This is a genomic window from Alteromonas stellipolaris, from assembly GCF_001562115.1.
In the GTDB taxonomy this organism is placed as follows: domain Bacteria; phylum Pseudomonadota; class Gammaproteobacteria; order Enterobacterales; family Alteromonadaceae; genus Alteromonas; species Alteromonas stellipolaris.
Window position 1 is genome coordinate 3,829,757 of sequence record NZ_CP013926.1, and the last position, 24,273, is coordinate 3,854,029.

The 24,273-nt window shown below is 42.4% G+C and carries 16 protein-coding genes; 9 read left to right on the top strand and 7 right to left on the bottom strand.

Translation table 11 applies throughout. The features are described from left to right. Positions 1 to 5 precede the first annotated feature (5 nt). The 3 genes from AVL57_RS16285 to AVL57_RS16295 all read left to right on the top strand — a co-directional run bounded on the left by AVL57_RS16285 (position 6) and on the right by AVL57_RS16295 (position 2,992). Positions 6 to 1,235 (top strand): porin family protein, encoded by a 1,230-nt coding sequence (locus AVL57_RS16285; protein ID WP_057789561.1) that lies wholly within the window; start codon positions 6 to 8, stop codon positions 1,233 to 1,235. A 114-nt stretch (positions 1,236 to 1,349) separates the two neighbouring features. Continuing rightward, on the top strand, positions 1,350 to 2,180 hold the full coding sequence (locus AVL57_RS16290; RefSeq protein ID WP_057789559.1) for an SHOCT domain-containing protein: 831 nt from the start codon (positions 1,350 to 1,352) through the stop codon (positions 2,178 to 2,180). Between the two features lie 152 nt (positions 2,181 to 2,332). Then, positions 2,333 to 2,992 carry a response regulator gene (locus AVL57_RS16295; protein ID WP_057789552.1) on the top strand — a complete coding sequence of 220 codons (660 nt, stop codon included), beginning with the start codon at positions 2,333 to 2,335 and terminating at the stop codon, positions 2,990 to 2,992. Positions 2,993 to 3,055: 63 nt separating this feature from the next. Here the strand turns inward: AVL57_RS16295 and AVL57_RS16300 are convergent, their stop codons facing one another. The 7 genes from AVL57_RS16300 to AVL57_RS16330 form a co-directional block, all read right to left on the bottom strand. Beyond that, positions 3,056 to 5,599 (bottom strand): hybrid sensor histidine kinase/response regulator, encoded by a 2,544-nt coding sequence (locus AVL57_RS16300; protein ID WP_082604817.1) that lies wholly within the window; start codon positions 5,597 to 5,599, stop codon positions 3,056 to 3,058. Then, positions 5,586 to 6,761, bottom strand: a complete 1,176-nt coding sequence (nosP, locus tag AVL57_RS16305; RefSeq protein ID WP_057789550.1) for a nitric oxide-sensing protein NosP — start codon at positions 6,759 to 6,761, stop codon at positions 5,586 to 5,588. The genes AVL57_RS16300 and nosP overlap by 14 nt, the downstream gene beginning before the upstream one ends. Further along, a complete protein-coding gene (locus tag AVL57_RS16310) occupies positions 6,727 to 8,817 on the bottom strand; it encodes a 4Fe-4S binding protein (RefSeq protein ID WP_057795908.1) in 2,091 nt (696 codons plus the stop codon). The genes nosP and AVL57_RS16310 overlap by 35 nt, the downstream gene beginning before the upstream one ends. 41 nt (positions 8,818 to 8,858) lie before the next feature. Then, positions 8,859 to 10,376, bottom strand: a complete 1,518-nt coding sequence (exaC, locus tag AVL57_RS16315; RefSeq protein ID WP_057789547.1) for an acetaldehyde dehydrogenase ExaC — start codon at positions 10,374 to 10,376, stop codon at positions 8,859 to 8,861. 143 nt (positions 10,377 to 10,519) lie between these two features. After that, positions 10,520 to 11,149, bottom strand: a complete 630-nt coding sequence (locus AVL57_RS16320; RefSeq protein WP_057789544.1) for a response regulator transcription factor — start codon at positions 11,147 to 11,149, stop codon at positions 10,520 to 10,522. Then, positions 11,146 to 12,387, bottom strand: coding sequence for a sensor histidine kinase (locus AVL57_RS16325; RefSeq protein ID WP_057789542.1), 1,242 nt, complete (start codon positions 12,385 to 12,387; stop codon positions 11,146 to 11,148). Before AVL57_RS16325 ends, AVL57_RS16320 begins: the two co-directional genes overlap by 4 nt. Before the next feature lie 171 nt (positions 12,388 to 12,558). Beyond that, complete coding sequence (locus AVL57_RS16330; protein WP_057789540.1) at positions 12,559 to 13,383, bottom strand: alpha/beta fold hydrolase; 825 nt, start codon at positions 13,381 to 13,383, stop codon at positions 12,559 to 12,561. A 686-nt stretch (positions 13,384 to 14,069) separates the two neighbouring features. Between AVL57_RS16330 and AVL57_RS16335 the strand changes: the two genes are divergently transcribed. From AVL57_RS16335 to AVL57_RS16360, 6 genes are all read left to right on the top strand, one after another. After that, positions 14,070 to 14,801: a FadR/GntR family transcriptional regulator gene (locus AVL57_RS16335; protein WP_057789538.1), complete on the top strand. Its 732-nt coding sequence runs from the start codon at positions 14,070 to 14,072 to the stop codon at positions 14,799 to 14,801. A 241-nt stretch (positions 14,802 to 15,042) separates the two neighbouring features. Then, entirely contained in the window at positions 15,043 to 16,506 is a 1,464-nt protein-coding gene (locus AVL57_RS16340) for a polysaccharide lyase family 7 protein (protein WP_057789536.1), read from the top strand. 164 nt (positions 16,507 to 16,670) lie between these two features. Next, a complete protein-coding gene (locus AVL57_RS21350) occupies positions 16,671 to 17,393 on the top strand; it encodes a hypothetical protein (protein ID WP_197427683.1) in 723 nt (240 codons plus the stop codon). A gap of 63 nt (positions 17,394 to 17,456) precedes the next feature. Further along, entirely contained in the window at positions 17,457 to 20,345 is a 2,889-nt protein-coding gene (locus AVL57_RS16350) for an Ig-like domain-containing protein (RefSeq protein WP_057789534.1), read from the top strand. 18 nt (positions 20,346 to 20,363) lie between these two features. Further along, positions 20,364 to 23,126, top strand: a complete 2,763-nt coding sequence (locus AVL57_RS16355; protein WP_057789532.1) for a TonB-dependent receptor plug domain-containing protein — start codon at positions 20,364 to 20,366, stop codon at positions 23,124 to 23,126. After that, complete coding sequence (locus AVL57_RS16360; protein WP_063456787.1) at positions 23,117 to 24,202, top strand: cytochrome-c peroxidase; 1,086 nt, start codon at positions 23,117 to 23,119, stop codon at positions 24,200 to 24,202. Before AVL57_RS16355 ends, AVL57_RS16360 begins: the two co-directional genes overlap by 10 nt. Positions 24,203 to 24,273: the final 71 nt, after the last annotated feature.

Genomic DNA, 24,273 nt, shown 5'->3' on the forward strand with positions numbered 1-24,273 from the left:
GTAAAATGAAAAATAAATTACTTGTTAAATCATATTTATCTATCGCTATTTTAAGTACCTTAAGTTTGAAAAGCTATGCTGAGGACGAAAAATACTCTTGGAATATTTCAGGTTGGATTAACGAAGGGTTAACCTATTACGATGATGGTGTTGGCAGTGATGTTGCCCAGCTTTCAGATAATGGCACCACACTTGGTAGTCGCATTACCCTATCGGGAGATTACAAACTTGAAGAGCATGGTTTAGACGTAGGGTTTGAAGTTATTATTGAACCGCTTTCCGGTACACCGAACTATGGTGGCGGCGGCCATCAAACACCACTGTTATTTGCCAATCAAGATAACTTAGACACCTTCAATGGTGGCGATATTGGGCTTCTAGGCAGTAGCCTTCATATTGGCGGCGATTGGGGAAAAGTCACTATCGGCTTACAAAGCTTACCCACTGATAACATTGCTGTACTTGCCGACCCATCCGGCACTATTTGGTCAGGTATTTCCCCATTGTTCAGAGCAAACGGTTTTTTCATTCGGGGAATAGACGAAGGCTCAACCAATGTGGCGTGGGGGCAATTTGCACAGTGCTTGGCCACCCCAGGACTGGGCATAGGCCTTGACTGTAACGGGATTTACCGCAATGGCGTACGTTATGATTTACCTAAAATGGGTAATTTTAGTGTAGCGGTAGGCTATGCAAACGATGAAATATACGATATCGCGGTTAAATACTCAGCTGAACATGGCGGGTTTAAAACAAACCTACATGGCGGGTATTCGGTGAATAAAGATGGCGGCACCAACGTGGGTGGCGATGGCTCTACGACCCTTCAATTTCAAGCCGGGGCAATGCACTTAGAATCTGGCATGTTTGGGGTGGCCACCTATCAAATGGAAGAAACTGATGACGCGGTTGTCGGTTCTGGTGATGACACGGATGCTTACTACTTTAAAGCGGGTATTCGCAAGCAATATAACGGGTTTGGTGATTCAGCATTTTACGCAGAATACGCAAGCTATAACGACCAATACGGTATGGCGCACTTAGATGGCGTAGTGGGCTCTGAACTGAGCCAATGGGGCATAGCAGCGGAACAGTATTTTGGTTCTCGTTTTCTTATTTACGCTAAGTATGAAAATTTGAGTTTGGACGTCACTGGCTCTGAAACTGCTCAATCAATATATAACAGCGCAGAAGATCTCACGCTTATTCAATTAGGCGGAACCATTTTCTTCTAATTGTTAGCTTAAATAGGGAGCAATTTTGTTCCCTATTTAAGTAGTTTTTTAGTGATAAGTGGCATTTCCAGTAAGCGGTTTTAAATAATGCTCAGCTTTAATTGGTACTCGATTATGATGAAATTAACGTTAAAAATTCAATTGGCTATTATTTCAATATTTTTCGCCACACCATCATTTTCATCAAATACTATTTTATGGAGTGAGGATGAAAATACGGTTATCAAAATACAAGACAATAATTTTGAAGGAAAAAAATCAAGAAAATTCGACATCACAGAAAGTGAATTAATAGCACAAAAAAATTCTCAACCAGTCGTGCTCAATGAACGAGATGTATTAAAATTCTTATCCAGTATAAAAATAGTAAAAAATAAAAATACTACTGAGCCACTATTTACAGAAGAACAACAAAGCAACCTCGCGAAATATTTAGCCATAGGCCTAAAAAAAGCGAGCCCCCAGCAAGATATTTTATTTTCGTTAGCGAGAGAAAAAAGAGCCCTAGGAGGGTTAAAGAAACAAACTTACTTTATTGCAGGTAGGGCGTTTTTCAACGATGGCTTGCTTAATCTCATCATTGGCGAATACAACCGACTAGCTAACAGCGCGTATGAAATGGCCTACGATCCCACCAACCAAGGCCTTGTTGAATACGACTTTAATTACGGTGACCGAGCTGCGTCGAAATTTCAATTTAGCGAAAAACTACAATTCACTTTTTCAGGTATGTCCATGAAGCCTGATAGAACTGATTGGGTAACCGTAAACCTAGAAGAGTTGCAGAAAACGATATCATCAACAGAGAACCTTAAGGAAGCGTTAAAACCGAATGAAGATACGCTAATAAAGAGATTCAAAACCCTTGAAAAACTTAAAAAAGAAGGGTTAATTACACAAGAAGAGTATGAACAAAAGCGCAAAGTACTTTTGGAAAATTTATGATGAATTTTAAGGCTTTTTTGTTATAAGACTTCGGTCGTATTTGCTTGCTCACGATGTAACTATTTTGTTAAAATAAATTTAACAAACATAGCGGTAGATTACGTATTGTGTGAGTGCATTTGGGTACTTACTGAGCTGAGGGTAGTAATAGTATGCAAAGAATTCTTATCATTGACGACCACCCTATTTTTCGTCACGCCATGGTGACGATACTAGGTAAAAAATTTCCTGATTCTCAAACCCTTGAAGCTAATTCGCTCTCTGAAGCGCTTGAGTTACTCGAAGCTGATGCTGCTTTCGATCTTGTGATGCTAGATTTAAATATGCCTGAAACCTGTGGGCTTAAAGGCTTACTTGAAATTAGGAATCAACACCCTAACCTGCCTGTTGTTATCATCTCAGCGGAAACCGAAAAACAAAACATTCTTCAAACCATTTCTTATGGGGCAGTAGGCTTCATATCAAAGAGCAGTAAAATAGAAGAAATTGCCACGTCGGTGGAATCTATTTTTGAGGGTAATGTATGCCTTCCTTCTGAAATTTTGCGGACATCGTCGGTAAGAAATCGCGTGAAAAAAGAAGATGCTATTTCGCTTGATCAAATTCGTTCATTAACCAGAAAAGAATTAGCTGTTTTGAAATATTTAACCCAGGGATTAGCGAATAAAGTCATCGCTTATGAGCTCAATATTTCAGAAACAACTGTGAAATCGCACGTTTCATCTATTTTGAAGAAATTAGGGGCAAGCAACCGAGTTAAAGTAGTGGCTAGCGCCGCCAATATCGACTTTAATCAGTACGTATTTAACTAGTAGGTGCTCGACAATAGATACTATAGCTAACGCCTGTTACCTTTCTGTTCGAATAAAAAGCACTTAAGAGACCGCCGCTTTAAGTGCTTGTTTCAAGCGCAGTGAATTAATTGGCTTGTGCAACAACTGAATATTCGTCCCTTCCAACTCATTTTCTAGCGCTTTAGAGTGATTGGCTGTACACAGCATAATTGGCATATTGGGCAGTGTTTGCTTAATATGTTTCGCAATTTCCAGTCCGTTCTCACCGTCATCTAAATGATAATCGACGATAAGCAGATCACAGTCGTCAAAGCTGTTACCCATCACTGCCATGCACTGGGCAAAACCAGAAAATGTAACCACTTCCATCCCCCAATTTTCAAATAGCGTTTGCATGGCTATTCGCATATTGGTGTCGTTGTCGATATGCCAAATTTGTTTATCAATGAGGTTATCAGGCAAGCTGTCTTGAGGCATGGCATCAACCGTTGCCTCGTGCTCAACTTCTTGAACAGAGGCTAAAGGCACCAATAAAGTAAAACAAGATCCTACCCCTTGCGTAGATAAAACGCTGATATCATGCTCTAGTAGACGACTCATTTTATCAACAATATAAAGCCCTAGTCCCAAACTGTAAGAATAATTAAAGTCATTTTCCAATCGACTAAATTCTTTGAAGATTACTTTTTGATCGTCGTTACTTATCCCCACTCCTTGGTCAAAAATACTGATTCGAAGGTGTTTGCCCATTGTTCTTGCCGTAAAAAGCACTTTCCCTTTTGCACCGTACTTCATTGCATTACTCAGTAAGTTACGCAAAATTCGTGACAGTAAACTTAAATCCGTATGGACTATAGCGTCTTGAAATTTGTAGCGAAAGTTCACCTGATAGTCATGGCTGATGTGGCAGAACTCCTCGGCTAACTGTGTTAGCAACGGGAGTGCATCCTCTCGCTGTTTATCAGGCTGCACTACACCGGCATCTAACTTTGAGGTTTCTATCAGTGTGCGAATTAGACTGTTCAAATCAGACAATGAGTTATCTAACGCACTAACGATTGGGCCTGCTGAGGCTTGCACTTGATCTCGTAAAGATTCATTAAACAAAATAGCCGCACTCAAGGGCTGCATTAAATCATGACTGATAGCCGCTAAAAACTTACTCTTAGAATTCATCGCTTCTTGCAGCGCAATATTCGCGTGATTAAGCTCTCGAGTACGTTTTTCAACATTTGACTCAAGCTGGTCTTTCGCAGCTTGTAGTTGCTGCTTACTTCTTACTTGTTCTGACACATCTGTAGCTAGAACAAAGTGCCCTTCTATTTCGTGCTTATCGTTAAAATGCGGTAAATAGACTTTTTGTAAGAAACCTGTTTCGCCCTGAGCATTGATTTCTTCACTTTGAAAGCTGACAATCTCCCCCCGATTAACCCGTTCTACATAATGGATAAGCCGAGGATATACCTGCTTTAAGTGGCTTTGTTCCATTGCGACGCCATACAAAGGCTCCTCCCCTAAGCCATACCAATCTCGATAACCTTTATTGGTGTATAAAAAGTTTTTATTTGTGCCAATATAGGCGATAAGCGCAGGCACATTATCGGTGATCATGCGGATCCAGCTTTCGTTCTGCTTTAAGGTTTCCGCATACTTATGCTGGGACGTTACATTAGTAAAGGTGCACAGGGTGTTACCATCGGGCAGCATGGTAATACGTCTATCTACTACCAAGTTTTCGTTGATGATTTGGGTGGTATCACCCGTTTTTTCAAGGTTTAACCCGCTCCAGTCAGTATGCATTTGCAGGGAATAGATGTTCTTGCAATCGAACATTGTTTGCTTCGACAGATTAGATTGGGTTAAAAACGTATCGTTCCAAAAGGCAACGCCCCCCTCTTGGTTAATTAGTAATATGCCAACATCAACACTATCAATGAGGCTTTGCAGCAGTTTATTTTTCTCTTTGATGACCTGCTCATACCGGTTCGACTCATTCAGTTTCACTTCGGTAATATCGTTGAACAAGATAACTTTACCGCCTTCTTGGGTGCGACGAATAGTGAGCTGATACCACCTGCTATTAGACAACTGGTAGATAATGCGACCTTCTGAATCAGGAGGAAGCACCCGTCGGATAACTCCTAAATGCTTTGCATGTTGGGTAATATCATAATAGTTATCGCCAATTTGGGGCGTAATGGTCAGATTGTCCCACACTGTGGTGAAGTGACGATTAAAATAGATTACTGCACCCTTGCTGTCGAGTAACACCATGGCTTGGTTTATACTTTCAATAGCATCATTCAAGCGCTGCTTTAACTGGTTAGTTTCTTGATGGGCTATTGCTATTTCGGCATTCGATTTTTCTAACTTTTGTAGTACAACTTGCAGGGCTTCGGTCTTTTCGTTTACTTTTTCTGATAGCTGCACTGCATGCTCAAAGGCACGGTAACTATGGTGATTGAACCCACCTTCTTCGATGCGATACATGAGTGCAGCGTTAATTTTTTCAAGCTTTTCGTTTTCATCAACTTGGCGTGTGAGTTCGCGACGAAGCCTCTCTAGTTCAGTTTCCTCGTGCGCCTTGTTCACTTCAGTCTCGATGTGCGACTCACTTTTTAGCAAAATACACCCCCGTGAAGGTCTGGTTTAAATGTACCGAATGTATATGTTCACCATAAGCATTAAACCCAGCTACTTGATATTTATTTTGTAGCCGCTGAATTTCAGCCGTTTTTTTATTTTGCTCTATTTCTAAGCGCCGCAAAAAGCAATCACACGTATACACAAACTCGGCTTCTCCCAGTTCCTTGCTCAGGGTGTCTAACTTTTGCTCCATAGCATCAATACAGTCACCAAGCTGCACAAAGGTGAGAATGATGCCGATATCTACCGCACAATAAAAAGTAATAGCGTTGGTGGCCAAATCGACTTTTTGTATCGAGCGGATAAAATACCTATCCCCTACCAGCACCGCCAATGGAAATACTGAAAACACATCAGGGGTTAAATCAGCAGCCTTTAGCCCAAGTAAACTCGCATAGTATTGTGCAGCTGGTTCGCCGTTAATCTCATAGACTGTGCGAGATTCAGGATCTGCCTTGGTGACCACCAGCTTAGATACTGGCGAGTCTATGTGGTCGACTGAAAAAACAGAGAAAGGTTTACCGGTTCCCACCAACATTAATACTGCGGCGTTCTGGTGAAACTCACCTTGATAAAAAACATAGGTCGCTTCAAGTTTTAAATCGTCTCCGGCACTTCCTCCTAAATGAGGAATATTGCCGAACGCGGTAGCAAACGTTTCAAGGAAATGCTCCTCGTGGCGGGTAAGCCCGTCTAATACAGAAATCACAAAATGTTGATTGGTATCGTATCGCCTATCTCTTGCCTGCAAGGTGTTACGCAATCCACTTGCTGTGTCGTGGGCTTCGTCGAAATTAATTTCGTCTAAGTTTGAAACTAGCGCGGTAGCTATGGAAAACTCGCATTTTAAAAAAGCCACAACAACTAAGCTTTCAGTACAATACCCGTTTTTATTAAACTCTCCTGCGCTAGTGCAACCTACTGTGGGCACATTGGCAAACAGCGATGTCATTTGCTGCGCAACTTCATCTAAATCAAAGGATGTGGATGTATGGAAAAGTACTAACTCTATTTCATCTAGTCTGGCTTTAGATAATATTTCATTGGCAACATCGTGACACGCATCTGCCGCTACATATGTTGCAAACGGTGACTGACTGGCAGGTTTACTCAGCGCGGACAGGATGGAAGTTTTTGACACGTGTTGGCACCTTATTTTTCTTATATTTATCAATTTTGCATAGATTGGGATTATCTAGCGTTACGACACATTCAAAGCACTGTACGCATTCTGCGTAATCAATACTGCCGTCTTGCTCGATGGCATCTACGCCGCACTTCTTCTGCTTACACAGTTGGCAAGGGTTACCACATTCTTTACGACGCTCTAAAAGCTTCACTAAAGGAAAGCGGCCTAAAATCGCTAAACCGGCTCCTAACGGACAAAGGTAACGACAATAGACTTTGTGAATTTTTAAGCTTAATCCTAAAAGTAAAAGTGCATAGAGTACGAACGGCCAGTAGCGCACAAAGTAGAGTGTGATAGAGGTTTTAAATGGCTCTATCTCGGCCAGTTTCTCGGCCAATGTCAGTGAGTAAAACGACGTTGCAACCAAGACAACAAGCACGACATACTTAAGTTTTTGCGCATATTTATGATGTTTTGGCTTTATTCGAATCTGCCTTATTTTTAACTTTTGTGCAACAACTGCCATAACCTCCTGAAGCGCCCCAAAGGGGCATAACCAGCCACAATAAAGCCCGCGCCCCACAATAAACAACGACACAAATACAAAGCACCACAACACAAAGATGACAGGGTCTAGCAAATAGACTTCAATAGAAAAGCCATCGGCCAAATCGAGTAACAATGTATAGATATTGACGACCGACAATTGCCCTTGTGCATAGATACCAATAAAGAACAAAACAAAAAGCAGTGATGCCCCTCTGACTGCATGCACCATGCGCGTGTATTTCATAAGCTTTCGTTGGAAACCAAAGAACAATGACAGCACAATTAAGTAAGTAATTGTAATACTGAGTTCTAGCCACCTGCTTTTCCATAATTGCTGCCAAAGCGGCATAGCAGTGCTTTGTTGTGCCTCGGAATTCTCCATAAATAGCACGTCAGGTAATAAGAAAGTGTGGTTAAACAGGTGCTCATCTTGCTCCATAAATCGAGGACTAAAGGGCAAGCTAATGGAGGCCGTCATTTCTTGGTCAAGTGACAGCCCACCTTGTGATTTAATCCTAAGTATCTTTATGGTTTTAAACTCTGGTATCGGTTGCTTGAAGCTAGGATCGTAAAAACTATAAAAATCTAGGTCCCTAGCATCAATAGTAAATGCCGATTGGGATAGGCGAAAAAACTCAGGTGCGGTTTGGGGGATAAATTCATCACTGACAAAACTAAAGCCGTGAGTATTTATTATGAACAAGGCCACTTCGCCTGGTTTCAAGCTTTCTTGTAACCTGGCGTATTCATCGTTGCTTAAAAGATTTTTCCCCACAACGGGTATACTAAGAAAGCCGTAATAATGCTCAGAAAATAAAGGTACTTGAGGGTCGGAAAAGGTATTTGCAGCGTCAACGATTTCGGTGGCAAGGCCATCTAATTCATTACGATAAATGGTTTGTTTTTGGATATAACCGGCTTTTACAAGTTGCTCAAAGGTTAGCGCTTCAAAATAGTCAGGGTTAATAATGCGTGAGCTCGGTACCACAAAACCATCTAGCTTAGCCCGGGCTACTGCCAATGCCGATGTTACGATGGTATCGTTAATGACCAATACTGATACCGTCGCTTTAGTCACACCATCAAAGTAGGTCGCATTCTTGCCTACATGACTCTTGCCCCCAACGACAAAGCGCTCTTTCACGTTGTGGTTCTTATACTGTGCAATAAAGTCTCTGAGTGACTGCTCTCCCAATCCATGCAAAAAAATAGGTTCACTGTGTTTTTTAATGGTCAGATCGACAAAATTACCTTGGGTATCTAGCCCAATTAACACATTAACAGGCTTACCCGAGAAACCAATAAAATCGACAAAATTTTTCGATTCAAATACATACCCTAGCAATTGCTGCAATTGATAAACCGGTGTTACGTTGATGTCAGCGTGCTCAGCGCCTACACGGGTAGCGGTAGGAAAAATGCGGTGTACTTCTTCGGGGATCTCAGTGGCGTCTGACTGCGCGAAGACTAACGATATTGAGGTTATCGCAACAAAAAGGAATAAAAGCGCTTTCAACATAACAAAATAAGGCAGCACATAAGTGCTGCCTTCCCGCTTAATTAAAAGAAGCCAAGTGGGTTGATGTCGTAACTCACCAACAAGTTTTTAGTTTGCTGATAGTGATCCATCATCATTTTGTGAGTTTCACGGCCTATTCCCGACTTTTTATAACCACCAAATGCGGCATGCGCTGGATAAAGGTGATAACAATTGGTCCACACGCGCCCAGCTTCAATAGCGCGTCCTACTCTAAAGGCAATGTTCGCGTCTCGGCTCCAAAGGCCGGCACCTAAACCAAAGCTAGTGTTGTTTGCAATTTCAATCGCTTCTTCTTCAGTTTTAAAAGTTTGTACCGCGATAACGGGGCCAAAAATTTCTTCTTGGAACACACGCATTTGGTTGTGCCCTTTTAGAATAGTGGGCTGAATGTAGTACCCTTTATCTAAACCTGGTAATTGTTCTTTTTCACCGCCAGTAACAACTTCAGCGCCCTCAGATTTACCTATATCAATGTACTTAAGGATTTTATCGAACTGTTCACTAGACGCTTGCGCACCTACCATAGTCTCGGTATCAAGCGGGTTACCACGTTTAATTTTGTGGATTTTTTCAATCACTTTATCCATGAAGGCATCGTAGATATCTTCATGGATAATTGCCCGTGAAGGACAAGTACACACTTCCCCCTGGTTGAAGTAACCCAATACTAAACCTTCGGCACATTTATCAATGAATTCAGGTTCGTGATCCATAATGTCTGGGAAGAATAGATTCGGCGATTTACCGCCTAGTTCAACCGTAGATGGAATAAGGTTTTCAGCTGCGCAGCGAAGAATATGTTCGCCTACTGGTGTTGAACCAGTAAAAGCAATTTTGGCAATTCGCGTACTTGTAGCAAGCGCTTGGCCCGCCTCTGCACCAAAGCCATTTACAATATTCAGCACGCCCGGCGGTAGTAAGTCTTGAATAAGTTCAGCAAAGACCAAAATAGACACTGGCGTTTGTTCTGCAGGTTTTAACACCACGACGTTACCCGTTACGATAGCCGGTGCGAGTTTCCACGCCGCCATAAGGAGTGGGAAGTTCCACGGAATGATTTGGCCGACGACACCGTATGGTTCGTGGAAGTGATAAGCCACTGTGTTCTTATCAATTTCGCCGATAGTACCTTCTTGGCTACGTATACAACCAGCATAATAGCGGAAGTGGTCAGCGGCTAATGGGACGTCTGCGTTAAGCGTTTCGCGCACGGCCTTACCGTTATCCCATGTTTCCGCTACCGCAAGCATTTCAAGATTAGCTTCAATACGATCGGCTATTTTTAAAAGAATATTTGAACGTTCAGCGACTGACGTATCCGCCCACCCTTTTTTGGCAGCATGAGCAGCATCAATGGCTAGCTCGATATCTTCAGCAGTAGAACGTGGGATTTGTGCTATATCGCTGCCATCTACAGGCGACGTAGTGATAAAGTATTCACCTTTAACTGGCGCAACCCATTCACCACCGATAAAATTACCATAACTTTCTTTGAAACTGACTACTGAACCTTCACTTCCTGGATTTGCGTAAATCATAATGACACCTTTTTTGAATGCTTAGCGCGTTAACACGCTGCTAGTTATCGTTTACTGTGTCATTTGATAATCGTACTTTTGCAGCCAATCTACCATAATGCGATAGACCGATTTGGCTCCTACTTTAGGAGGGGAAAAGAAGTCTATGCCTTGCCAATATAGCCATGCTTGGTGGCAAGCTCGGTAAATTCTGAAGGGGTTGTATTTAACTTTCGCTTTATCACTGTTAGCGCGTTTGACACTGTTTTCACAGACAAGGCTAATTCATTGGCAATATCAAAACGGGTTTTCCCCATCGCGGTTGCTATGAAGATTTCGAACTCACGCTTCGTTAATTTTGCCGCAATATCAACATCAGCATTTAACAACTGATTAGCCAAATTTACCGCCAATGAACGTTCTATATATTTTTGCCCTTTGGCTACCACTTTTATGGCTGATATAAGCGTATCTGGCGGGCTACTTTTGCTGATATAACCCATAGCACCTGTTTGCATGGCGCGCTGCAATATAGCGCAATCTTCAAACATACTAAAAAATATGATTTTTAAACTAGGCTGCGAGGCTAAAAAGTCAGGCGCGAGTAATAAGCCGCTCTCTTTCGCAAGATTAATATCCAGAACCAAGGTGTCGATAGTATGTATTCTAAGTAAATGATGAGTTTGCTGGCCATCAACGGCTTCTAAAACCGTATATTCAGGCAACATGGCATTTAGCAAAGCTTTATAGCCTTCTCTTACTACTGCGTGGTCATCTACTAGTAAGATATTCATGCCACGTTAACCTGGCGCAAGTCTTCAGTTTCCAATAAACATAAAGATAACTGAACCCTTACACCGCCCTCTTTGTGTAATTCTACCGCGCAGGTAGCACCAATACACCTGGCCCTACTGTGCATAGATGACATGCCAATACTTTCAACGGCATTCCCGTCAAATCCTTTGCCGTCATCTCGAATATTGATAGTAAGCCCTTGCTCGTCACCGGCTATGTGTACCCATACTTTTGACGCATCAGCATGTTTTACCACATTGTTAATAGCTTCCTGAACAAAGCGATAAATATGAATGTCTCGCTCATGCTCTTGGGCAAATTTGTTCAAATTGATAGAAACTTGCCATTCAATTTGAGGGTGGGCTAACTCCTGTTCAAATACCAATTTTTCAAGGGATTGCTGTAACGATACCCTGTCTAATACTAACGGGTGAAGATGAGCAGTTAAGTGACGAATGGCGTCACTAATTTGCTGGCTCATGGTCTGCACTTTATGGGCCGACAACTCAAGAACACTGGGCTCATTTGAATTCACTAAAATATAGGCGTGGGCTTTAATAGTGGTAAGTAGCTGCCCTACATTGTCGTGTAACTCCCTCGCTAGGTAGCTTCTTTCTTGTTCTTGTAACAGCGCAAGTTTTTTGTCTATTTTAACTAACTGCCTTTCTTTGTTTTGTAGCGAACCTTGAAGGCGTTGGAATTGCCCAATAACACGCTTTACTTCTTTAATATCACTGTCTTCAAAATCATTCGTCGCTTTGCCATCTACTAGTTGTTGCAAAGCGTCACCTAATTGATTTAAGGGCTTCAAACGCTGCGTTACGGCAACCTTAAGCGTAAATAGCAACACGCTTAGCGTTGTAAAAAACAACGCGGCCACTAGCCAAAATAGGTTCATATTTTGCACCAACTCGGCAGTATCGTGGGCTCTTACCACCAAATATTGATTTTCATGGATGGGGATATAGATAGGTTGATTGTCAGAATGATAATTAGTAGGCATGGATAACCGACCAGTAAAGCCTGTTACCGATAAATGCGGGCTTTGCTCTGCCACTGCTTTAATATCCTTAGCATTCATATTCGCTTTGAGCATCTCTTGCACTTGGTTTAGCGCACTTGATGTTTCATCGCTTATATTTTGGCGAATTTGGAAATAGACCGAACAGGAAAAGACAATAAAACACACGATAAAGACGGCCACGATGGCACTGGATATTTTCTTAAATCCCGACATGGCAACACCATAAACACAAAATAGACGTGTCTATGCTAACCATTCATCGTTAACAAACACATCCTGCAATAGCGCTGTTTTATTCATTCAAAAGGAGGAGAAGATAGCGGCGGCCAGCTAGATAATCACCCATTTTACCGGTGCTAAGCCGCCAGAAGTACTTTAGTGAAGTTATAAAAATGCTACGAGAGACTCTGACACAGCTTCCGGTTGCTCATCAGTAACCCAATGTGCCGCGCCTTCTATCCATTTGATAGACGAATCAGAGATGGTATCCGCTAACATTGGTGCATATTTCGGTTTCTGAAACTCGTCCTTATCACCCCACAGAATCAGTGTTTCATGGGGAAGGTTATGCAATGCACCCGCTATCGCTTGAGTGTACTCTTTGTTAAGCCTACGCATATTTCGGAAGAAGGCAGACTTCCCTTTTTCATTACTCCACGGCGTAATGTATAAATCTATCATCTCTTTAACCGGCACTTTGTCTCCATAAACGCCGTTTGGAATGAAATCTTCAAGAATACCGCTAAACTTTTCCACACTAGTGCTTTCTTCGAAGCCAGGCTCTAGCATGGGTTCAAATTCGGGAATGGGCCAAGAGTCGAAACAAACGCTGTCAATTAATACTAGCTTGCTCACCTTTTCAGGAGCGTTCACAGCCATCAATTGTGCCACACCACCACCGATGTCATGCGCCACTACATGTGCGCTAGCTATACCCAAGGCGTCCATCAACTTTAAAATGATTCGACATTGCGCGTTAATGGATACATCCACATCAGTTGGCATGTCTGACTCACCATAATTGAGAAGATCGGGGGCAATCACTCTGTGTGTTTGACTAAGAGATGGAATTATATTGCGCCAAAGAAATTTGTTAGTCGGTATGCCATGCAAAAGAAACACTGGCACGCCTTCACCAACATCCTGATAGGCAATATTATGACCTTCAATTTTAGCGTATTGCGTTTCAACAACCGTATTAGTACTCATTAAACCCTCCTAGTTTGTCTGCCATCGCTAATCTGCAAAAAAAGACAAGTTTGCGTCTCTCATCTTGTTCTTGCTCACATAATTAGTACCAATGCCGATGAGCGAGAGATCAAAAGTGATTGGTTCGTCGAACTGCAACTACGTTTACAAACTTTTAGTGTCTAGGGGAAATTGATAAGTGAATATTTATGTCGTCTTTGGAAACCGGGTTCGAAATTTTTTATGAATAATCAGATATGTTAATTCCGAACAGATGAAACCAGTAAAAAATGAACATTAAATGTTAACCAATTGATAATTTTAAGCGCAAAAAACCATCTCAAATTGTTGACCAATACACCCTATATGCTATAACTAATAGAAGATAAAATCCTTCAAACCCTTAGTTTTTGAGCGCCTTCGGCTGCAAATAGCATAAATTTAATCTCGTTGGTGCACATAAATATATGATTTGATAAGCCTCTTTTAACAAATACTTCTGTATTTGTAGAATAAGACGTAGAATATCCTGAATTGATTGTTTTAAATGGTAGGTTTTGTTAGCGGATTTAGCAGAACAAACGTAGCTAGGCACCGGTATGCTTGAACCTTTTAAAGCAATTGAATTGTGTTGAACAATAAGTACAATTTAACCGATTAAGTTGTATCTGTTTGTACCTAATTATTGCAGTTATAAGGTTTAGTTGATGAAAAATCGTCGCATGTTCTGGCATATCGTTGAAAAAATAGAAGCGCAAATCGACGCTGGCCGATATCCCCCTGGAAGTCGCTTGCCGCCAGAAAGAGAACTTGCTGAAAATTTTGATGTCAGCAGACCAACCATTAGAGAAGCCATTATTGCACTTGAGGTGCGAGGCCGCGTGGAAGTTAAAGTAAGTTCTGGTGTGTATGTGCTAGACAATCAGCCTCAACAAAGTGAAGTACAACGTATTAGTGCTTTTGAGCTTACTCAAGCGCGCGCGCTGGTTGAGGGCGAAGCGGCAGCACTGGCCGCGCTTTCAATAACCGATGAAGAGCTTAATAGTCTTAACGACACCCTTATTGCAATGGAAAATGACGACGAGCCGGAAAAAGCCGATAGAGAATTCCACTCTATTATCGCCAAGGCTACTCGTAATAACGCGCTGTTGTTATCTATTCAACATTATTGGAAGTTAAGAGAATCTCAACCTCAAATCATATCGTCGTACAAAAGCGTTTGCGGTACCAGTAGTCAAGACCGGCTAGAAGAGCACAAGCGTATATTTATGGCGTTAAAATCACGTGATTCACAAAGCGCGCGAACCGCCATGCATGGACATTTTAATCGATTGATTAATGCTTTATTTGAAGCCTCAGAGGCCAAAGCCTTGGAAGAAATTAAAAAGAAATCAAGCGAAACCCGAGACCGATACTCTATTACTCATTTAGTCGGTTAAGCCGACAGCTCGAACCTATCACTTAATATTAAGCCGTTTAATTCACCTTAAGCGGTTTTTTTACGTCTGTACAACCCTCCTTCTAGAAAATATTCAGTAACCAAAACCTTCACACCAGCAGACTTACCAAAGTGTAAGAATAATAAAAAATTTTGGTATGACATAAGTGTTGGATAAAACTATCCACGCGCTTATACTTGAAACTTATTAATTACATTGCGTTTACATTAAGGAGTGCGCTGTGTTGTCTCAAAAAGCACTGACCAATCAATCTTACCTTTCCGTTTTTACGAGTTCATTACTCGTTCCACTACTGCTAACCGGCTGTGGTGGCGGTGGAAGCTCCGGCAGTACATCTCCTGTCACAACACCCACTCCACCCGCTGTTGAAACACCTGTAACTGAAGTTTGCGCTAACAAAATACATACCATAGTCAGTGCAACCGATGATGGCAGTTCGGCAACAGAGTTTTCGCCTGCGAATGCTATCGATGGAAACACCGCTTCAATATCAAGATGGTCTAGCGATGGGGTAGATAAAGCCCTCACTCTTGACTTAGGAACAACTGAAACCGTTGGCGCGCTTACCATAAAGTGGTTTGAAGGCGCTGAACGGGTTGCCAGCTTTTCGGTTGAAACCTCTATTGATCAGAACACATGGGTTACTGTTCTCACTCAAGCTGAATCAAAAGGTAACCAAAGTGGCTTCGAACTCGTCAATGTCGACTCATCGCAAGCACGCTATGTCAGAATTATTGGGTTAGGTAACAGTGAAAACACCAACAACGGTATTGTTGAAGTACAAGTTCACCATTGTGAAGACGCCACAGGGCTATTTACCGATGTGTTGCCGAACGAGGTAGGTATTGAACTTGTGGATTGGTATTTAAGTGTTCCAACCGACGAGGACGATAGTGGCACGTCTGACTCTATCTCGGAAACTGAGCTTGCTGGCGGTTACAGTAACTCAGAGTACTTTTATGCGTCAGGTGATAACGGCATCGTTATGCGCTCACCAAGCTATGGCTTTAAAACCTCAACAAACACTAACTATGTACGGGTCGAGTTGCGTGAAATGTTACGAAGAGGCGACCGTGCTATTAGTACCCAAGGAGTAAACAAGAATAATTGGGTATTTGGCAGTGCATCCGCAGTAGGGCAAGCGGATGCTGGCGGCATAGATGGTGATTTACGTGTAACCCTTGCAGTAAACGATGTGACTACCACCGGTGAAAACTATCAAATTGGCCGACTAGTGATAGGTCAAATACATGCCAATGATGATGAGCCAATTCGCTTGTATTATCGCAAGCTACCGGGTAATGAACTTGGTTCAGTGTACTTTGCCCACGAGAGCCGCGTTGAAGACAGTGAAGGTGATAATATTGAAACCTATGTCGAACTCATTGGCTCAAGAAGCAATTCAGCCAGCAATCCTGTTGATGGCATTGCTCTGAATGAGAAGTTTAGTTACCACATAAATGTGAACGTAAACTTACTGACCGTGACCATTAGCCGTGAAGGTAAAGCTGATGTTTCTGCACACTATGATATGAGTGAAAGTAAGTACGATGAAGACGGTCAATATCATTATTTTAAAGTGGGTGTATACCACTTAAATAACTCGAGCGATCCTGACGAATTTGCGCAAGCTACATTTTACGAGATTAAAAATAGCCATACAGGTTATGTGCAAAGTGAGTGAATATAACCAGTAAATCAAACTATCAACTACTCTTCTAAGCTGAACATTCTATTTGCTGCTTCCCTAATGAAAAAGACCGCCTTTGTGGTCTTTTTTGCATTCGTACAGATTTGTAATTGTTTAGGGAAGTGTTCTACTCTGTCGCCTTTTTTAAGGAGACATTTATGCGAATCACTCAGCTCCTGCTGTCAATTTCTATTCTTTTTATGCCCAGTGCCCTTGCTGAAGTAAAAATAAAAGGGTCAGTGATAATTTATACTGGCGAAATAACATCAGAACAAACACAAAAAGCCATTGCACTATTTGAACAGTACCAACATAAGATCACCGAGATATCGATGACCAGTGGTGGCGGTAACATAAACGCAGGTATGGAATTAGCAGAATTCATTTTGGCACATAGACTCGACGTACGCATTCCCAGTTTCTGCTTCTCTTCATGCGCGAACTATGTGTTCGTTGCGGGAAAACACAAATATATTGGCGACAATGCCATTATTGGCTGGCATGGAGATGCAGCATCAGCGCGCTGGCGAAATTCAGACATAGATGCCATGGTTACGCATTTAAAAAGCGGTGCAAAAGAAAAACAGTGGCAAGAATATCGAGCTTACTACGACAATGTTATTGAAGAGGCCGTTAAGCGGGAAACTGCCTTGTATGAAAAGTTACACCTTGATAAAAACATCATGCAAATAGGGCTTAGTGGAGATTTAATGAAGGCCATTATTTCTAACCGAGCACGTGGCTGGAGTTTCAATATAGAGGCTATGCGGGAATTAGGCGTATCTGGACTACCTATCGATTCTACTTGGTCACCTAAGTACCACAAAAACTTCCCATTAATAGGAGTAGAAAGCCCCCTCAACACAAATGATAATGGTTAGCATTTACATTGGCATTTCAAAAAGATAATATACGCGCCTTTGGGAATTCTTGAGGCGTATACAGTGTCAAAAAAAATTATTAGAAATTCATTGTCTTTGCTTATTGCATCGTCATTAGCCGCGTGCGGAGGTGGAAGTGATGGTGGCAACTCTGCACCAACAGTAGAAAGTTCAACACTTGCATTTCAGCTTAACGAAGATTCACAGCTCACCGGGCAAATTATTGCTTCTGATACTAATGGTGATGTTCTGGCATTTGGCTTAGGCCAATCTCCTGCAAATGGAAGCCTTTCAATTGATCAAAATGGCGCTTTCATATTTACACCTAACAGCAACTTTTTCGGCGAAGATAGCGCACAAATAGTGGTCTCTGATAGCATTGACGAAGTGCGGGTTGACCTCTCTTTTACCATACAGAATATCAATGACTTACCTGAAATTGTGACGTCAAGCGTAGCTATATCGAGTACTGGCGAAACTGAAGGGAAAATAGAAGCCATTGATGTCGACGACGACGTTTTGGTATTTGAAGTTGTAACCCAACCGAGTTTAGGTACTGTAGTTATCGACAGCGCAACTGGCGCTTTCACTTACCAACACCCTGGCATCGAAAATGTCTCTGATAGTGTGATTATCAGCGTCAGCGATTCCATTGGTGATCCTGTGGTTGCCACTGTATCTTTGTCTCCATCCTATGTCAGCAATGACGACAAACTCGCTTATTACTATGCATCTTCACACTCTCACTTAGCAAAAGCCGAAAGTTACATTAATAGCGACAGTGCCGACGACACTACTGAAATTACTGATGCAGAGATCACCGCAGATGTTTATAGTGAACTTGCCGTTGGCTATACAGAAGCAGGGTTCCCCGAGCTTGCTGAATCAAATGCCATTAGCAACATCATAGACCGCCCTACTCGTGCCAGAGCTTATTTGGATAGCGCAGTAGAACTAGATGCACTAGGTGATACAGACCAAGCGAACGCATTTAGAACCAAAGCGATAGCACAGTACAATGCATATATTGCCGAAATTGGTATTACTAATATTCGCTCCACTGATGCTTTGTTTTACTTAGAAGCGGTACGTTCATATGTAAAGGCAGAGCAGAGCGAAGAGGCCACCGACCTATTTTCTGTCATTCGAATTTACGCAGATGCCAACCTTGATGAAGAGTCTCCTCACACCAGCGCCTACGGCTATTTCTTACAAGCTGCAAAAGATTATGCCGAAGAGCGCGTGGCCATTTACCTTGAGGCCTCAACTCAAAATAACTTTGATTTTGCATACGAAGCAATAAACTTTCAACGTTCACTAGCTGAACAAGGAAGCTATCAGGAGCGCCCGGATTATCGCTACTATCAAGTTAAAACCTTCCACTTAGTCGATGCTACACGATCAGCTCACTACCTCTCCCTAGTGGGTGACGACATCAATAAGGCGTCAGCAGAAACGCTTGCAAAATCACTTTTAGCTCTTAGTTTAAGCTTATATAGCGATATTGATTACGACGAAAACTATGCAATGCCAGCAGACGAATACGCGCAATACACCCTGCTGCGTTACCCAACGGGGGTTGGTTTGCTATCAGGCATTTTTAATGCGCTTTACCCTGATTATGTCAATGCGAATAAAGATGATGGTTACCTAGGTAATTTACCCATTAAACTCGTAACTGAAGAAGAGGGAGTCAACGACGCAGATACACTTAGAGCTTACCGAGATCATTACGCCTACCAACTGCTGAACGATGCAAAAAATGGTATCGCTCTGGATGAAACTATCAATAAAATTGAGACTTTGTTTACAACCACTTACACCGACACCGAATATGCGGCAGAAGCGTTAGTCGAACAGGACCACTTGGGTATTCTTGATCAGCGAGCTGCATGGCTGTTGTCTTATGCGGGCTATAACGAGCAAGCAAAATACGTTATATCCGAAGCTATTCGCATTGTAAGCACGACGCCTTACCTAGAAGATGTTAACTATAGCCTAGATAAAATGGTCGATGATCAGGGATGTCTTCGTTATGTCAATTTATATCAAAAGTTCGGGGGAGAAAGTACCGATATCACAGCGCCTCTGGCAGCCTGTGAGAACATACTAACCACGTATTTTAGTGATGACACTTATATTAGTGATGCAAATCGTGTAACGGGTTTACTGACGGGTGCATCCATTTACGAACTTGGCGGTAAGACCGAAAATGCCATTCAAATATTAGATGATGCAAGCGAACTGGCAACTACGTTAGAAGATTTCGAAACCCAGCTAGAGCATCGTATTGAAGTCACGAACACTTACGCCTCTTTGGGTTATCTAGAACAAGCGCTTTCACAGTTTGTCGCGCTGACGGATGACGCGATTGCATTACTAGACAATACCCCTGATATTACCGAGCGCGTTGAAGCGGTAGACGATATTCTTGGTGAACTAGAGTATGCCTACGAACCCGATGATGAGAACTCTTTTACCGGAACGTATCAACTGTTTGAAGCGGTTAAACGCCATGCAGGTAACAACACCCAATATGCGCAAGCCATTGCAGCTTTAAATGAGAAGGCGCAACAGGTACAAGCAGCCATTCTTACCCATACTAGCGACTTTGCAGATAACGAAAAACTATCCGTATATGAACAGCTCATTGAACAATATAGTTGGCTTACGTTATTCGATGAGGCAACTGCACTGGCACAAAATGCGATTTATACCGATGCAGATCGAAACTCACTGTTTGCTAACATTGCTATCCAGGCTGCAACAAAAGACGACTTCCCTGCTTCAACAGTGGCCAACGTAGATACGGATGCTGATGGACTACCTAACTTTTTCTTATCCAATGCTACCGAGCAAGACATTATTTTGTCGGGCTTAATTGCAGATACAGATGCCGATGGAGACGGCCTTGTAGATCAAGAAGACCTTAGCCCACTAGATCCAAACTAACGGTAGGTGCAAATTACAATGTTAAATAAAGCAGCTCAAAATGGGCTGCTTTTGTCGTTGGTTGCACTGAACAGTGCAGCTTTCGCTCAAGAGCAGTCGGTCGGTACCCGCAGTGCCATTAGCGCAACTAGCGATGCAAATACCTCCATAAAAACGACTTCATCGTGTGTAAGTAAAGATGCAGTTTCGCGCGAGGCAAGAGATGATCTGAACGCATGTGTTCTTCAATCAAAAGAAGAGATGGTTACAAAAATAGAAAAAATTGAAGTGTTTGGTCAGTACATTGGTCTACAAGTTCCCGAGGTCGAAGGGCGTTTTTACCTCGATCGACAACTCATAGACGCTGCCCCTCGAACAGGGGGAGATTTTACGGAACTATTAGAGTTACTACCAGGCATTGAGTTAGGTAGTGAGCGCTACGACGCAGATGAACAGGGCGAAATTGGGGCACAGCGGGTGTCAATAATGGGAGCGCAGCCTTGGCAAACAGGTTTCTTCATTAACGGAGTTAACTTTAATAGCCGACAAGATCCTGAAACCTATCGCGATAATGATGTGCTAGTTAACGATATAGAAGGCACGACACAAGCTTTCAATATTAACCAACACATTCTTGAATCGATCACGGTTTATACTAACAATATTCCCGCTCGTTACGGTAGCTTCAGTGGCGGTGTCGTTGATGTTGAAACACGCGAAGCACGCTCTGATAAAGCGAGTTTCAGTACTTCTTTTCGTACGTCGCAAAGCGAATGGAACAACTATCATGTGTTTCTTGAAGAGGACGTCATTGAAGGTGACACAGACGAACCTGTAGAGCCTCAATTCAAAAAAGAAGCACTCAATATTAACGCAGAAATACCACTGGGTGAGCATTATGGGCTATTAATATCAGGCAACTATACAACCAGTGAAATCACTAAGCTTTCTCTCAATCAGCCAGTACTCACCGAACGAGAGAATACCAACTTATTGGTAAGCTTAACGCAAAGAAACCTAGGTGTGGATAAGGTAAAACTGACTTTTAATTATTCCCCCTATGAAAGTCACGATATTGTAACCAATGCGCTAGACAGCGAGTTTACGATTAAAGGTGGTGGCACCAATGCTACGCTATCTCTCCAACACGCGTTTCAGCATTTCTCTGTCGATTCGCGAGCGAGCTACACAACTAGTGACAACTCTAGGCGCGCTAATCCACATTTCTATAAATGGGCGAAAGCCACAGGGCGTGCGTGGGGAATTGGCGACCCGACTGAAGAAACCAGTATTTCACAACAAGGTGGCTATGGTGATCTTGATAAAAAACAACAAAACATCAACCTAGAAACTACGCTTCGCTTTGACACTTTTTCTGCACTGGGAACCAGTCATAATATCGAATGGGGCGTACAATTTCAGGATGAAAACCTTACCAGAGAGCGCTTTTACGACACCTATATCTATGAATCTGCGGTCACTGGTGTATCTAACTTGGACTGTAACGGCGCATTATTCGATTGTGTAGAGCTTGAAACCTCTATCTCAATCGAAGAATTAGAAGCACAACTGGGTGCACCATTAGATTTCTCTAATCCAAACCATATTCTTGCCTATTCCGACATTGTTACCGCTTCACCCCAGTACTTTTCTATTCGAGCAGTCTACCCAGAAGAATACTTAGATGTGGGCGTACAAGTGCTTTCAACCTACCTTACCGACACTATTGAAGTGGGTAACTTCAATTTGAATTTAGGCGTTCGAGTAGACTATGACGACTTTCTTAAAAACGTCAATATTGCACCACGACTAAGCGGTGGCTATCAATTATTCGGTGAAACCGACACGCTTCTTACATTTGGTATTAACCGCTACTACGACGCAAACTTGCTTACCTATAAAGTAAAAGAGCAACAAACCCCATTTATCTATCAGCGACGTGCCATTTCAACCAACGGTGCACTACAAGAATGGCAAAACTTGTCGGCAGCATCTGACACTAGGTATATTTATAATGATCTCGATACCCCATTCAACGACGAAATTGCACTTGGTTGGAAGCAAGCAACAGCCTTAGGTAACTTTTCAGTAGAATACACAAAGCGCTGGCAGCGCGATCAGCTTCTTCGGACAGGCTCCCCTGATTACAATCCCGAAGATGGGTTCTATTACCAAAGCCAATCTAATAACGGTAAAGGGCAAAACAGTCGAGTGTCATTGTCATGGGCGGCACTGTTTGATATTCATAGTCTGTCGTTTAATACCAGCTATATTCTTTCAGAAAGCTATTCTGGGTCTGAGGAAGAAGACATAGAAGATGCTTTATTGAGCGACCTTATCTTCTTAAAAGATGGGGACGGCGCACTGAAAGAAACTACGCTGTCGAACTTAAACATCATTGAATCAGAGTTTTCTCGGCCGCTTTCGATAAACTTCATATGGGCAACGAACTGGTCTGAGCAACTGGCCACGAGCGTAACAGGTACCTTTAGAACAAGTTATGAAGACTACACATTAACCGAGGATGTATCACCTACCTCCCAGTTAGGCAGGTTATCGTCACAAATTAGTGCAGAAGAGACCTTTAATATTCCTATTTACGCACGCGTAGATTATCCAAGCCGTTTACTTTTTAATGCATCCTTCAAATACTCACCAATGGTATTCGAAGACAACGCGTTGCAGTTCAGGCTTGACCTACAGAATATATTTGACCAGCGCACCTACGCCGTAGCTCCCGGCAATTCGGGTATCGAAATAGGCCGCTCAGTTTGGTTAGAAGTAGGTTACGAATGGCGATAATGCGCAACCTCATTACGGTATTATTAGTGGTTGCGACCTCTTATGATTTACGCGCAAGCGAACCGGGAGATACGCTACGCCAATGGTATGCATCAAAGCAAGTGGATTGGCCCAAAGCCATTACTGCCGATGGTAGAAAGCCTATTAGATTGGGCCCCCTTTTACCCAAGGGGCCCCAAGCCAATGAAGAGATTATCGCCTTAGGTAAATCATTATTTCATGATCCTATTTTATCAAAAGACAATACCGTGAGCTGTGCATCATGTCACGATAGTTCGACATTCTTTCAAGATGGAAAAGGCCAATCGGTTGGGGTAAGAGCGCAAAAAGGGACGCGAAATGCACCTCCTATTTTCGGGGTAGATCACTGGAAATCCTTTTTTTGGGATGGCAGGGCGGCGTCTGCAGAAGAACAAGCATTGATGCCTATCGAAAACCCAATCGAAATGGACTTACCCGTAGCTAAGGCTGTCGAAAGGCTAAATTCTCACACTGCGTACCCAGTAAATTTCAAACAAGCTTTTGGAACCGACACCATTGACAAGACACTTCTTGCCAGTGCCCTCGTCGCTTTTGAAAGAACCATCCCCGCACCAGATACACCTTATCAAGAGTTTATTACTGCGGTAAGTAAAGGCGACACTAATGCTCATTTGATGCTGCCTGATAAAGCCCTCTTAGGGTTGCACCTTTTTCGCACCAAAGCTAAATGCATGAGTTGTCATGAGGGGCCGTTATTAAGTGATAACCAATTTCATGTAACCGGGTTTCATCTATACGGCCGCCCTTTTGAAGATGTAGGCAGAATAGATGCGACCGGCAAGATTGAAGATATTGGGAAATTTAGAACCCCTTCGTTATTGGGAGTCACACATACCGCGCCATGGATGCATAATGGGCTATTCATCGAATTTACTCCATTGATAATGCAATACAATAAAGGAGGGTTCAGGCCTAAACCCAAAGGCCGACTTAAAGATGACCCCCACTTCCCAATAACAACTTCTTTAATAGAACCCCTAGGGCTTGATAAAGACGAAATAGATGCACTGGTTGTTTTTCTAAAAACACTCTAGCTTTTCATCAAAAAAAATGGCTGCCCGTCATTACAACGGGCAGCCATTCATTTTGCAGTAAGGAGTAGAGT

Excerpts from the sequence above, each read along its gene's own strand:
- AVL57_RS16285 (WP_057789561.1), top strand. The coding sequence starts at position 6 with ATGAAAAATAAATTACTTGTTAAATCATATTTATCTATCGCTATTTTA.
- AVL57_RS16290 (WP_057789559.1), top strand. The coding sequence starts at position 1,350 with ATGATGAAATTAACGTTAAAAATTCAATTGGCTATTATTTCAATATTT.
- AVL57_RS16295 (WP_057789552.1), top strand. The coding sequence starts at position 2,333 with ATGCAAAGAATTCTTATCATTGACGACCACCCTATTTTTCGTCACGCC.
- AVL57_RS16310 (WP_057795908.1), bottom strand. The coding sequence starts at position 8,817 with ATGTTGAAAGCGCTTTTATTCCTTTTTGTTGCGATAACCTCAATATCG.
- exaC (WP_057789547.1), bottom strand. The coding sequence starts at position 10,376 with ATGATTTACGCAAATCCAGGAAGTGAAGGTTCAGTAGTCAGTTTCAAA.
- AVL57_RS16320 (WP_057789544.1), bottom strand. The coding sequence starts at position 11,149 with ATGAATATCTTACTAGTAGATGACCACGCAGTAGTAAGAGAAGGCTAT.
- AVL57_RS16325 (WP_057789542.1), bottom strand. The coding sequence starts at position 12,387 with ATGTCGGGATTTAAGAAAATATCCAGTGCCATCGTGGCCGTCTTTATC.
- AVL57_RS16330 (WP_057789540.1), bottom strand. The coding sequence starts at position 13,383 with ATGAGTACTAATACGGTTGTTGAAACGCAATACGCTAAAATTGAAGGT.
- AVL57_RS16335 (WP_057789538.1), top strand. The coding sequence starts at position 14,070 with ATGAAAAATCGTCGCATGTTCTGGCATATCGTTGAAAAAATAGAAGCG.
- AVL57_RS21350 (WP_197427683.1), top strand. The coding sequence starts at position 16,671 with ATGCGAATCACTCAGCTCCTGCTGTCAATTTCTATTCTTTTTATGCCC.
- AVL57_RS16355 (WP_057789532.1), top strand. The coding sequence starts at position 20,364 with ATGTTAAATAAAGCAGCTCAAAATGGGCTGCTTTTGTCGTTGGTTGCA.
- AVL57_RS16360 (WP_063456787.1), top strand. The coding sequence starts at position 23,117 with ATGGCGATAATGCGCAACCTCATTACGGTATTATTAGTGGTTGCGACC.